The organism is Ruegeria sp. BHSC223 (assembly GCF_059613025.1).
Map to the genome: position 1 here is coordinate 1 of NZ_JBXWRR010000003.1, position 12,232 is coordinate 12,232.

Annotated in this window: 14 protein-coding genes; 6 read left to right on the forward strand and 8 right to left on the reverse strand. The window is 64.7% G+C overall.

The window, feature by feature from the left end; translation table 11 throughout:
• Positions 1-45: 45 nt before the first annotated feature.
• The 3 genes from AC2FNY_RS07645 (at position 46) to AC2FNY_RS07655 (ending at position 2,324) form a co-directional block, all read left to right on the forward strand.
• Positions 46-948, forward strand: a complete 903-nt coding sequence (locus tag AC2FNY_RS07645) for an EamA family transporter (protein ID WP_496802240.1) — start codon at positions 46-48, stop codon at positions 946-948.
• A 19-nt stretch (positions 949-967) separates the two neighbouring features.
• Positions 968-1,579, forward strand: a complete 612-nt coding sequence (locus tag AC2FNY_RS07650; protein ID WP_234138104.1) for an inner membrane-spanning protein YciB — start codon at positions 968-970, stop codon at positions 1,577-1,579.
• A gap of 76 nt (positions 1,580-1,655) precedes the next feature.
• Positions 1,656-2,324 carry a Crp/Fnr family transcriptional regulator gene (locus AC2FNY_RS07655; RefSeq protein ID WP_234184093.1) on the forward strand — a complete coding sequence of 223 codons (669 nt, stop codon included), beginning with the start codon at positions 1,656-1,658 and terminating at the stop codon, positions 2,322-2,324.
• A 210-nt stretch (positions 2,325-2,534) separates the two neighbouring features.
• Here the strand turns inward: AC2FNY_RS07655 and AC2FNY_RS07660 are convergent, their stop codons facing one another.
• The 8 genes from AC2FNY_RS07660 to AC2FNY_RS07695 all read right to left on the reverse strand — a co-directional run bounded on the left by AC2FNY_RS07660 (position 2,535) and on the right by AC2FNY_RS07695 (position 10,070).
• Entirely contained in the window at positions 2,535-2,903 is a 369-nt protein-coding gene (locus AC2FNY_RS07660) for a nuclear transport factor 2 family protein (RefSeq protein ID WP_234137812.1), read from the reverse strand.
• Positions 2,904-2,970: 67 nt separating this feature from the next.
• Entirely contained in the window at positions 2,971-4,428 is a 1,458-nt protein-coding gene (locus tag AC2FNY_RS07665) for a DegQ family serine endoprotease (protein ID WP_234137811.1), read from the reverse strand.
• A gap of 193 nt (positions 4,429-4,621) precedes the next feature.
• On the reverse strand, positions 4,622-4,819 hold the full coding sequence (locus AC2FNY_RS07670; protein WP_496802103.1) for a DUF2065 family protein: 198 nt from the start codon (positions 4,817-4,819) through the stop codon (positions 4,622-4,624).
• Between the two features lie 337 nt (positions 4,820-5,156).
• A complete protein-coding gene (gene hflC / locus AC2FNY_RS07675) occupies positions 5,157-6,032 on the reverse strand; it encodes a protease modulator HflC (RefSeq protein ID WP_234137810.1) in 876 nt (291 codons plus the stop codon).
• Positions 6,032-7,183: an FtsH protease activity modulator HflK gene (gene hflK / locus AC2FNY_RS07680; RefSeq protein WP_234162976.1), complete on the reverse strand. Its 1,152-nt coding sequence runs from the start codon at positions 7,181-7,183 to the stop codon at positions 6,032-6,034. Before hflK ends, hflC begins: the two co-directional genes overlap by 1 nt.
• 74 nt (positions 7,184-7,257) lie before the next feature.
• Entirely contained in the window at positions 7,258-8,616 is a 1,359-nt protein-coding gene (gor, locus tag AC2FNY_RS07685; protein ID WP_496802104.1) for a glutathione-disulfide reductase, read from the reverse strand.
• Between the two features lie 141 nt (positions 8,617-8,757).
• Complete coding sequence (rpiA, locus tag AC2FNY_RS07690) at positions 8,758-9,546, reverse strand: ribose-5-phosphate isomerase RpiA (RefSeq protein WP_234137807.1); 789 nt, start codon at positions 9,544-9,546, stop codon at positions 8,758-8,760.
• Between the two features lie 92 nt (positions 9,547-9,638).
• A complete protein-coding gene (locus tag AC2FNY_RS07695) occupies positions 9,639-10,070 on the reverse strand; it encodes a MarR family winged helix-turn-helix transcriptional regulator (protein ID WP_496802105.1) in 432 nt (143 codons plus the stop codon).
• Positions 10,071-10,146: 76 nt separating this feature from the next.
• On the opposite strand from AC2FNY_RS07695, the gene AC2FNY_RS07700 reads away from it, so the two are divergent.
• The 3 genes from AC2FNY_RS07700 (at position 10,147) to AC2FNY_RS07710 (ending at position 12,232) form a co-directional block, all read left to right on the forward strand.
• The gene (locus AC2FNY_RS07700; protein WP_496802106.1) at positions 10,147-10,584 is read left to right on the forward strand and encodes a hypothetical protein; all 438 of its coding nucleotides are present in this window, start codon (positions 10,147-10,149) and stop codon (positions 10,582-10,584) included.
• 87 nt (positions 10,585-10,671) lie between these two features.
• Positions 10,672-11,448: a methyltransferase domain-containing protein gene (locus tag AC2FNY_RS07705; RefSeq protein ID WP_496802107.1), complete on the forward strand. Its 777-nt coding sequence runs from the start codon at positions 10,672-10,674 to the stop codon at positions 11,446-11,448.
• Positions 11,449-11,530: 82 nt separating this feature from the next.
• Positions 11,531-12,232 carry a glutathione S-transferase family protein gene (locus AC2FNY_RS07710; RefSeq protein ID WP_496802241.1) on the forward strand — a complete coding sequence of 234 codons (702 nt, stop codon included), beginning with the start codon at positions 11,531-11,533 and terminating at the stop codon, positions 12,230-12,232.

Genomic DNA, 12,232 nt, shown 5'->3' on the forward strand with positions numbered 1-12,232 from the left:
GCAGACAGCCCCCCGGCGCTGGCCCCGGAAAACTCCCCCGCGATCATGAGCACCTGGCTCGTCTCGCTCGAAGGTACCGGCGCCGGTCACGACCTTGCGCTGGGTCTCGCACTCATGGCGGCCTTCCTGCACGCGGTCTTTGGCGCGTTGCAAAAGGGCCGACACGATCCCTGGCTCAGCCGGGGCGCCATCGACGGCGCCTACGCGCTGATGGCCGCACCCTTTGCTTTCTTCGTTGTCCCGTGGCCCGAGCCGCATATGTGGCCCATCTTCGCCACCGCCTGGCTGATCCATGTCTTCTACAAGCTGTTTCAGGCCATGGCCTATACCAAGGGCGCCTATACGGTGGTCTATCCGGTGGTGCGCGGCACCGGGCCACTTTTTACCGTGATCGGCGCCTATCTGCTCTTTGGCGAGACCTTCACCGGCCTGCAATGGCTGGGCGTCGGTGTCTTGCTGGCGGGAATCTTCGGGCTTGCCGTCTATAACATGGTCTTTCTCGACACCGCGCGCGAGACGCTGATGCCCGCGCTGGGTCTGGCGGCGATCACCGGCCTCTTCGTGGCGCTCTACACCACCTATGACGCCTATGGCATCCGGGCCACCGCCGATCCGTTCACCTTTCTGGCCTGGTTCTTCTTCATCGACGGGCTGGTGTTTCCGGTCATCGCGGGCCTGCGCTGGCGGTCGATGACCTTCCGCCCCGCCCCCGGTCCCCTGATCCTGCGCGGCTTTGCCGGGGGTATCACCGCCTTTCTCTCCTTCGGCGCCATCATGCTGGCCACGCGGCTCGACAAGGTGGGCGAGGCCGCGGTGCTGCGCGAGACCTCGACCGTGTTTGCCGCGCTCATCGGCTGGCTGGTGCTGAAAGAGACGGTCGGACCGCGCCGGATCGCTCTGATGGGGTTGATCGCAGCGGGTGCGGTGATAGTTGAGTTCGGAGGCTGAAGGAATGGACAGGAACGGCATGGCGGCGGAAAAGGACATCAACCCGATCATCAAGCAGGTGCTGGAACTGGGCCCGACGGTGGCCTTTTTCCTGATCTACCTCAGGCTCAAGGAAAAGACCTTTCAGATCGCCGGCGCCGAATACTCGGGGTTCATCGTGGCAACGCTGGTCTTCATCCCCATCCTGCTGGCGGCGATGGGGGTGCTCTGGGCCCTGACGGGCAAGCTCAGCCGGATGCAGATCTTCACCGCCTTCATGGTGATCTTCTTTGGTGGGCTGACCGCCTGGTTCAACGACGAGCGGTTCTTCAAGATGAAGACCACGCTGGTCTATGGCGTCTTCGCGATCCTGCTGGGCATCGGGCTGATGCGGGGACGCTCCTATCTGGCCTATGTATTGGGTGACGTGCTGCCCATGCGCGACGAAGGCTGGATGATCCTGACCCGTCGGCTGTGCGGCGCGTTCACCGGACTGGCGGTGGCCAACGAGCTTGTCTGGCGCAACATGTCCACCGATCTCTGGGTCAAGATCGAGACCTTCGGCTTTCCAATCCTGCTGATGGGCTTCATCATGCTGCAATTCGGCCTGTTGCAGGCCCATATGATCGACCCCGACCAGGATCAGGGCTGATCCACCGCGCCGCTTGAGTGTCGCTCATCCCCGGCTTAGGGTATTGACCTGAAGCCCGTGAAAGGTCCGCGACGCCATGATATCCCTGCCCGATACCGGCTTTCTGGCCGACGCCTCGCCAAGGCTGAAACAGATGCTGGCGGCCCAGGCCACCGAGATCGGGCTTGAGCGCGGCGCGGGGCTCTTCAAGCAGGGTGATCCGGGGGACGCGCTTTATGCCGTGCTGGCGGGTTCGATGGAAATATCGATCCTCTCGCTAGACGGGCGTAAGCTATCGCTCGATCTTGTCGGCCCCGGCGCTGTGTTCGGCGAGATCGCGCTGTTCGATCCCGGCCCGCGCACCGCGACGGTGACGGCGGTAGAGCCGTCGCGGGTGCTCAGGGTGCTCAGCGCCGACGTGATGGCCGAGCTTCACCGGCATCCGGAACTGGCCATCGACATGGTGCGGCTGGCCGGACAGCGCATGCGCTGGATGGGCGGACAACTCAACGAACAGGTGTTTCTGCCTGTTCCGACCCGGCTGGCGCGCAAGCTGCTGCACCTGGCACCGCATCACGACGCGGGCGGGGCAACGGTGCGACTGTCGCAGGCGGAACTGGCGGAATATGTCGGCGCGACGCGCGAGGCGATTTCCAAGACCCTGGCCACCTGGAAGCGGTTGGGCGTGATCGATGTCGGGCGCGGGACACTTGCGATCCGCGACCCGAATGCTCTGCGGGCGCTGGCCGACCCCGATCAGATCTGACCCGCGCCTGCGGCCTGGGAACCGTGGCCCCGGCACCGGATTTTCATCGCTTGTGACATGGGTCACAGACCCGAATCGTCACTGCCATCATACCTGTCCGTGGTTACCGTCCTGAGGTCGGGGAGCATCCCCAGTGTTCCGTCCCGTACTGACCTCTATTACCTCACTTGAGCCATGTGCCCTCGCACATGGCTCTTTTTCTCTGGCGCCTCAACCGACCGCGGGCGTGTCCTGACTGAACAGGTTGCGCCAGCCGCCCTCGCCATGCCGCCGCCAGATCGAGCTGACATACATCTCTTCGTCCGCCTTCCGCCCGACCCGGCGGTACCGTGCGCTATAACTCAGTACCGCACAGCCCGGAGCCAGTTCCAGCACCCGTGCCTGCGACAGGGTGAACCGTGCAACCGTCGGACCATTGGCAAGTTGCCCCGCATGTGCGTCGCGCCCGGCAAAGCCGTCCGGATAAACCCCCAGAAAACCCGGATCGAGCGCCGCGATATCGGCCGCGGCATCACCCGCGACGAGCGCTTGCCAGACCCGGGTTTCACATTCCAGAAGCGTTTCGAGCAAATCTCCCATCACGTCCTCTCGCCAAATGAAAAGCGGCCGGGATAACCGGCCGCCTTTTTGTCGTTGTTCGCGCGTGTCACTGATCGAGGCTCAAGGCCACGAATCTCGGCTCACCACCGCGCCGCACCAGCAGCAGCAGCGACTTGCGGCCCGCCTCGCGCGCCTCGTCGATACGGGTTTCCAGATCGGCCAGCGTGGCCACTTTCTGCTGCCCCGCCTCGGTGATCACATCGCCCGTGCGCAATCCCTTTTCAAAGGCTTCCGACGCTTCATCGACCGCGATGATTGCAAGCCCGGTCGCATCGTCGGCAAGGCCCAGCTCGGTTCGCATATCCGACGTCAGCACGCTGACCGTCAGACCCAGGAACTCTTTCTTGCTGGCTTCCGGCTCGGACTGGCCGCCATCGTTCTCGTCCTCGGTTCCCGAACCGGCGCGCTCGGCATCCTCGCGACGGCCAAGGGTCACCAGCACGGTCTGGGTGCCACCGTCGCGGAACACCACCACACGCACCGATTTGCCGACCTCGCTTTCGCCCACCCGGCGCACCAGGTCGCGGGTGTCGCGCACCTCGGCCCCATCAAAGCTCAGGATGACGTCACCGGCCTTGAGCCCGGCCTCCTTGGCGGGGCCGTCCGGCACATCGCTGATCAGCGCACCACCGGTCTTTTCCAGCCCCATCGCCTCGGCCATGTCCTCGGTCACATCCTGGATACGTACGCCCAGCCAGCCGCGGCGGGTCTCGCCATATTCGCGCAGTTGGCCCACCACCTTGGTGACCACGTTCGAGGCCATCGAGAAACCGATGCCGATCGAGCCGCCATTGGGCGACAGGATCGCGGTGTTCACCCCGATCACTTCGCCATCCATGTTGAACAGCGGACCGCCGGAATTGCCCCGGTTGATCGCCGCGTCGGTCTGGATGTAATCGTCATAGCTGCCGCTGAGCGCCCGGTTGCGGGCCGACACGATTCCGGCCGAAACCGAGAAGCCCTGCCCCAGCGGATTGCCCATCGCCATCACCCAATCGCCCACGCGGGCGGTGTCGGAATTGCCGAACTTGACATATTTCAGCGGCCCGTCCGCCTCGACCTTCAACAGCGCGATATCGGTGTTCTCGTCGGTGCCCACCACCTTGGCCGGCAATTCGCGCGCCGGCTGGCCGTCGCCGGGAAAGAACTCGATCAGGATCTCGTCGGCCTTGGCGATCACGTGATTGTTGGTGACGATATAGCCATCCTCGGAGATCACGAATCCCGAGCCCAGCGCCGAGCTGCGCCGGGGCCGGTCGCCACCGCCGTTGCGGTCCTGGAACTCGCGAAAGAAATCCTCGAAGGGCGAGCCTTCGGGCACGATTCCCTGCGGGCCGGTCGGGCCCTCGACCAGGGTCGAGGTGGTGATGTTGACCACCGCCGGGCTGACCTTGTCCGCCAGCGGCGCCAGGCTTTCCGGCCGGGCCTGGGCGATGAGGGTCTGGAGCAGCAGGAACAGCACGCTCAGTCCCGCCAACGCCATCAACCGGGCGTTGGTGATCATCCTGCTATCCTGCGTCCGGGCGATACTGCGTGCCTGTGGCTGCACTGGGGGTCTCCTTGTCACCTACCTGCCGACCGGGGGCGCCGCCTTGTCCGGTCACTGTCTCGACAACAATGTAGTCAGTTTGCCCCCGCCCGCAACTCGGGATCGCGGGGAAATGAGGGCGCAGGCACCCCGGCGCCCGCAAAACCTGTCAAAACCCGACCTGATAAGCGCCCCAGACCAGGATCAGACCGAACACCATGCTCAGCAGCCCGGTCTGCCGCCGCGCCGCCAGCGGCAGGCTGCGTAGAATCTCGAGCAGCCTTTCGACCATGCCGGGCGCCAGCGCATAGACCGCCCCCTCGGCGATCAGCACCAGCCCGAGGGCAAGCAAAACCAACCCGATCATATGTTTACGCCAGAACGTGTCCGAACACACAAGCTGGAATAGCTTCCCCCGCCAGCCGGATCGGGCACAAATACCGCAAGCATTTCGATGCATCGAAGCGCCCACGCATCAGCGCTGGATTGGCCGCACCTGAGCGATGTCCCAGCGACTACCGTCCTTCGGGCGCGCTGTGCCAAAGCGGTGTTACAGCTGTCGATCAAGCGCATATCAGGTTCCTACATCCGGTTTTGCCGTATTTGAGGGCATTCATAGCCACGGATCAAGGTGACTGTCAGAAGAACGCGAAAAGGGCCGGCACAGAGGCCGGCCCTTTCGGTATCCGTCGATGCCGCTTGGGTTATTTCGCGGCGCCCGAGGGCGATTTCAGATAGTTGAAGAACTCTGAGTCCGGGCTCATCACCATCGAGCTGTTGCCCCCTTGCAGCGCCTTTTCATAGGCCGAGAGCGAACGGTAGAATTCGAAGAACTCCGGGTCCTTGCCAAAGGCTTGAGCAAAGATGGCGTTTCTTTGCGCATCGGCCTCGCCTCGGACGATCTCGGCCTCGCGGCGCGCCTCGGAGACCAGTTCGACCACGGTCCGGTCGGCCTGCGCCCGGATCCGTTGCGCCGCCTCGTTACCGCGTGCCACCTCGTCGGCGGCTTCGCGTTCGCGCTCGGCCCGCATCCGGGCAAAGGTGGCGTTCAGGTTGGCTTCGGGCAGGTCGGTGCGTTTCAGGCGCACGTCGATCACCTCGAGCCCCAGATCGCGTGCCTCGGCGATGGCGCCGTTGCGGATGCGCAGCATCAGCGCGGCACGGTCGGAACTGAGGATGTCGTTCGAGCTGACCGAACCCAGGATCTCGCGGGTCTTGGCGCGCAGGATCGAGTCCAGACGCGTCTCGGCGGTTGCGATACCACCGGCACCCACCGCCTGACGGAACTGCCGCACATCGGTGATGCGATAGCGGGCAAAGGCGTCGACCACCAGTCGGCGGTCATCCAGCGGGGTGACTTCCAGCGGGCCGACCTCGCGGCTCAGGATGCGGTCGTCATAGCGCACCACTTCCTGGATCAGCGGGATCTTGAAGGCCAGTCCCGGCTCTTCCTTGACGTCGATCACACGACCGAATTGCAGCACCAGCGCCTTTTCGCGTTCATCCACGATGAACAGCGACGACAGGCCCAGCGCGACCAGCACCACGACGATGGGCAGGAGAAAGGTCGATTTCCGCATCAGTTGTTCTCCTTGTCGCCGGATTTGCGCAGTTCGTTGAGCGGCAGATAGGGCACCACGCCCTGGCTGCCCGCCCCGTCACTGTCCAGGATCACCTTGTCGATATCGCCCAGCACCTGCTCCATCCGCTCCAGATAGAGACGCTTGCGGGTCACGTCGGGCGCCTTGGAATATTCTTCGAGCACCGCCGAGAAGCGGCTGGCCTCACCCTGGGCCTCGTTGACCACGCGGGCGCGATAGCCTTCGGCCTCTTCCAGCACCTGCGCCGCTTCACCACGCGCACCGGCCAGAACCGTGTTGGCATAGGCATCGGCCTGTTTTTCCAGCCGGTCGCGTTCCTGACCCGCCGACTGAACCTCGCGGAAGGCATCCTTGACCGGCTCTGGCGGGTCGGCCCCGTCAAAGTTGACCCGGACGATGTTGATGCCCGAGTTATAGCTGTCCAGCGTCATCTGGATCAGCTCTTCGAGCCGCTCGGCGATGACCGCACGGTCCCGGTTGAGGATCGGCGCCAGTTCCGACTGCGCGATGATCTCGCGCATGGCCGATTCCGACACCGCCTGAATGGTCTGGCGCGGGTCGCGCAGGTTGAACAGGAAATTGGCCGGATCGGTGATGTTCCACACCACCTGGAAGTCGATATCGACGATGTTCTCGTCGCCGGTCAGCATCAGCCCGGCGTCGCTGCCGCGCCCGCCCGAGCCGATGGTCTCGGTCTGTTCGACCTTGACTGGGATCACCTCGGCGGTGACCAGCGGCCAGGGCGCAAAGTTCAGACCCTCGGTGCCGATGCCGGAAAACTCGCCCAGAAACAGTTCCACCGACTGTTCTTCGGGTTTGACGGTATAGAAACTTGCCATGCCCCAGAGACCGATCGCAACCACAAGGCCCAGACCCAGCGTGCCCCGGGTAAAGGCCGGACCACCGCCACCGCCGGTGCCGCGACCGTTGCCGCCGCCCCGATTGCCGGTACCGCCGCGCCCGCCCATCAGGACACGCAGCTGTTCCTGGCCCTTCTTGACCAATTCGTCGATCTCGGGGATCTGCGGGCCATCACCTTCGGGCGGCCGCTGACCGCCATTGTTTCCCCTGTTTCCGCCGCCACCGGAAGAGCCTCCGCCCCCCCAGGGGCCACCTGAGTTGCCCGCCATCTGGTTTCCGTCTCCTTGTTGTTCACACGGCCGTGACCGGCCTGTTCCTTAACCTGAGCATTTCGCTCCGTAAATCAAGCGCTGCGGACCGGTTGCCGCAGGGTGACCAGTTCTTCGGCCATTACCGGGTGAACCGCAACCGTCCGGTCGAAGTCCTCTTTGGTGGCGCCCATCTTGACCGCGATCCCGGCCAGCTGGATCATTTCGCCCGCGCCGGGTGCCACGATATGACAGCCCAATACCTTGCGCGTGGCCTTGGATACGATCAGTTTCATCAGCACCCGCTGGCTGCGCCCGGCAAAGGCGGTCTGCATCGGCTTGAACGAGGTCGCATAGATCTCGACCGGCTCCTGCGCCGCGGCGTCTTCCTCGCTCAACCCCACGGTGCCCATCTCGGGCTGGGTAAAGATCGCGGTCGGGATCAACTCGTGATCGACCGGTGTCGGCTTGCCCCGGAACACGGTGTCGACAAAGGCCATGCCTTCGCGGATCGCAACCGGCGTCAGGTTGACCCGGTCGGTCACATCCCCGATGGCATAGATCGAGGGCACGGCGGTCTGGCTGTAGTCATCCACCACGATCTGACCCTTGCGGCCCAGCTCGACGCCCAGCCCCTCAAGCCCCAGATCGTCGGCATTGGGCACCCGACCGGTGGCGAACATCACCTGGTCGAACAGCTCTTCGTCACCATTGGTGGCCTTGACCCGGATCCGGTCGCCCTCGCGTTCCATCTCCAGCACATTGGTGCCCAGATGCAGCCTGATGCCGTTCTGGCACATCTCCTCGCTGACCAGCCCGCGCGCCTCGTCATCGAAGCCGCGCAGGATCTGCGCGCCGCGATAGTACTGGGTCACCTCGACGCCCATGCCGTTCATGATGCCCGCAAATTCGCAGGCGATGTAACCGCCGCCGACGATCAGCATCCGTTCGGGCAGCTTTTCCAGATGGAAAATCTCGTTCGAGGTTATGCCCAGCTCTGCGCCCTTGATCTCGGGCTTGACCGGACGGCCGCCGGTGGCGATCAGGATATGTTTCGCGCTCTTGCGGGTGCCGTCGGACAGTTCGACCGTATGGGCATCGACCAGCCGCGCGCGGGTGTCGAAGGTCTCGACCCCGTTGTTCTTGAGGATGTTGCGATAGACGCCTTCCAGCCGGTCCAGCTCTTTGTACAGCTTGGTGCGAAACACGTCCCAGTCGAACGCGCCCGGCTGGATGTCCCAGCCATAGGCCTGCGCGTCCTCGACCATGCCGGCATATTCGCTGGCGAACACCATCAGCTTTTTCGGCACGCAGCCCCGGATCACGCAGGTGCCGCCATAGCGGTCCTCTTCGGCCAGTGCCACCTTGGCCCCGGTCTCGCCCGCCGCAACGCGCGCCGCGCGCACGCCGCCCGAACCGCCGCCGATGACAAAAAGGTCGTAGTCAAAACTCATCTGTTCGCCTCGTAGTCCCGCCGCTGCCCAGCCGGGCGGCAGCCTTTTGATCCTGTGCCGGCCCGCAGGCCCTGCATGAGTTGTTCACATATGGCCGACCCTGCCGAAAACAACGTCGATCACACCCGCGTGAGCGCTCGCTCAATCCGCCAGATCGGTAAAAAGGTTGTCGCTTTCGACAAAATCCAACCGGTCATGTTCCACCGTGCCCTGGTTGATGTCGCGGATTTCCACCCGCCCGTCACCATGGCCCACCACGACCGTGTCACAAATGTCGATGAACAGGCCATTTTCCACCACGCCGGGGATCTGGTTCAGCACCAGCGCCACCTGACGGGCATTGCCGATCCGTTGCAGGTGCAGGTCCAGGATATGGTTGCCCTCGTCGGTGATGAACGGTGTGTCGCCGTTCATCCGCAAGGTCGCCGTCCGCCCCAGCACGTCCATCGAGATCAGCGTCTCCTCCAAAAGCGCCTGGGTGGTCTGCCAGCCAAAGGGGATCACCTCGACCGGCAGGGGAAAGGCGCCCAGACGGCCCACTTCCTTGCCGACATCGGCAATCACCACCATCTGGTCCGAGGCTGTCGCCACGATCTTTTCGTGGAGCAGCGCGCCGCCGCCGCCCTTGATCAGGTTCAGATCGCCATCGAATTCGTCGGCTCCGTCGATGGTGATATCAAGCCAGCGCGCCTCGTCCAGCGTGATGATCTCGATCCCCACCTCGCGCGCCAGCTGCGCGGTGCGGGTCGAGGTCGGAACGCCGCGCATCTTCAACCCTTCCTTGCGCACCATCTCGCCTAGGCAGCGCACCAGCCAGGCGGCTGTGGACCCTGTCCCGAGGCCGACCCTCATACCATCCTCGACCAGATCCGCCGCCCGCTTGGCGGCAACGAATTTCGCCTTGTCGATGGGCGAGAGTTCTCCGGTCATGGCAGTATCCCCTGTCGATGATTGCCAGCGTTATACGCAACGCCCCGCCCAACTGCGAGACCAAATCCGGCCGTCAGCCCCAGACCCGCCCCTCAGCCCCGTTGCATATTGCCGATCACCCGGCGCATCAGTGAGATGAATGTCGCGCGCTCTGCCGCGTCCAGACCCGCCAGCGCCTGCGCATTCTGCGCCCCTGCCGCCGCCTTGGCCTCTGCCTCCATCGCGCGGGCGCGGTCGGTCAGATGGATCAGCCGGGCGCGGCGGTCCTCCTCGGAGGGCAAGCGCCGGATCAGCCCGTCCCGCTCCATCCGCTTGAGCGTATTGGCCATGGTCGCCTGCTCCACATCCAGCGCCGCCGTCAGGTCGGCCTGGGTACGCCCGTCGCTGTGCCACAGTTCCAACAGCACCATGAACTGTGCCGGGGCGAGCCCCAGCGGCTGGATGCGCCGCGCCAGCCCCGCCGCAAAGAGCCGCGCCATGTGATTGGCCAGATACCCGGCCGAATTGTGCTGAAACTGGTCCATGGCATCGGTTTACTCCTTGCATAGCGTGCTATTCAATATTATTTAAATAGCATGCTATACTAATAGGGATCTTGCCATGAAACTCAAACTGCACGCGCTGAGCGGCGGCATCGCCCTGCTCACCATTGCCTGTTTCTGGGCCGCGACCGCGCTGGTCGAGCTGTTTGGCTCCCATGGCCAGATCGCGCAGGTCAAGACCGCGATCCTTTACGGCATGGCGCTGCTGATCCCGGCCATGGCCACCGCGGGCGCCACCGGTGCGGCCTTGGGCAAAGGCTGGCGCCTGCCCGAGGTCGCCGCCAAATCGCGGCGGATGAAGTTGATCGCCGCCAACGGGTTGCTGGTCCTGCTGCCCAGCGCCGTGTTCCTCGCCCTCCGCGCCAATGCGGGCCAGTTCGACACGCTCTTTTATGCGGTGCAGGCGCTGGAACTTCTGGCTGGGGCCACCAACATCACCCTGCTGACGCTGAACCTGCGCGCCGGTCTGGCCTTGCGCCGCCGCCGCGCGGGGTGACACCGAACCGGGCAAGGCCCTGCCGGACCCCGCCGTTTTTGGGCCACTTCCCTGAATGTGCTATGGTCGCGGTAAGGGACCAAACGCATGCTGCAATTCGACGACGACACCGCCCGCATTCTGGAGGATGCCTATCAGGGTGCCGATATCACCCGCCGCCGCCGCGCCAGTTTCGACGCACTGGCCCCGGCCCCGGGCGAGCACCTGCTGGATCTGGGATGCGGCAACGGCCTCCTGACGCTCGACCTGTCCCGCGCGGTGGGCGACATCGGTCATGTGCTGGGTCTTGATCCCAGCACCGACATGCTCGACCTCGCGCGGGCCCGCTGCGCCGATCGCGGCAATGTCGCCTTCCTGGAGGGCCACGCCGAGGCCCTTCCTTGCGATGAAAACAGCCTCGACGGCGCGGCCTCGCTGCAAGTGTTCGAGTATTTCGACGACATGCGCCCACCGCTGGCCGAACTCTTTCGCGTTCTGAAACCCGGTGGCCGGCTGGTGATCGGCGACATGCATTGGGACACACTGACCTGGCACAGTGACCGGCCCGCGCGCATGGCCGAGATGTGCCGCATCTGGGACCGCCACCTTGCTTGCCGCGATGTGCCCGCGCGCCTCCCGGCGCTGCTGACCGAGGCCGGGTTTCGCGCGGTCAGCACGACGCCGCTTGCCTTTTGCGACACGCAACTGCGCCCGGACGGGCTTGCCGCGATGATGATCCGCCTGATGACCGCCTATGCCGTCCAGACAGACGCAATGCCCGAACCCGAGGCGCGATCCTGGGCACAGGAGCAGCAGGAGCTGGCACGCGCGGGGCGGTTCTTCTTTTCCCTGACCCATTTCGTCTGTCAGGCGCAGAAACCGTGACTCGCGGCAAGCTTACGCGTTTCCGATGGGAAACGTCGCAATCGGTGAATGCAGAATCGCCCGTGCATCTTATATCGGGGGCATGACCGCGCCCTATCGCCTGCATTACGCCCCTGACAACGCCTCGCTGGTGATCCGGCTGGCGCTGGAGGATATGGGTCTGCCCTATGAAACCATGCTGGTCGACCGCGCCAGCCGGGCACAGGACAGCGCCGCCTATCGCGCGCTCAACCCCGCCGGGCTGATCCCGGTGCTGGAGACCCCGCAAGGCCCGATCTTTGAAACCGCCGCCATCCTGCTCTGGCTTGCCGATACGCATGGCCAACTTGCCCCCGCGCCTGCCGATCCGGCACGCGGCGCCTTCCTGAAATGGCTGTTCTTCGCCTCGAACACGCTGCATGCGGATATGCGGATGTTGTTCTATCCCGACAAATACATCGCCGAGGCTCAGGTCGAGACGCTGCGCACGGGCCTGCGCCCGCGCCTGCGCACCCATCTGGCCCTGCTCGATGCCGTGGCGGCAGGGGCGCCGGACTGGCTGTCGCCCGCCACCCCGTCCATCCTGAGCTGGTATCTCGCCTGCCTGATGCGCTGGCTGGCGCTCTATCCGCAGGACAGCGACCGCTCCTGGTTCGCCGCCACCGACACGCCGCATCTGCACCGCATCCTCGCAGCGCTGGAAACCCGCCCCGCCACCCGTGCCGCTCAAGTGGCCGAGGGGCTGGGCGACACCCCGTTCACCGCCCCCCATCACGCAAACCCGCCAGAAGGTTCGGCTACCTGA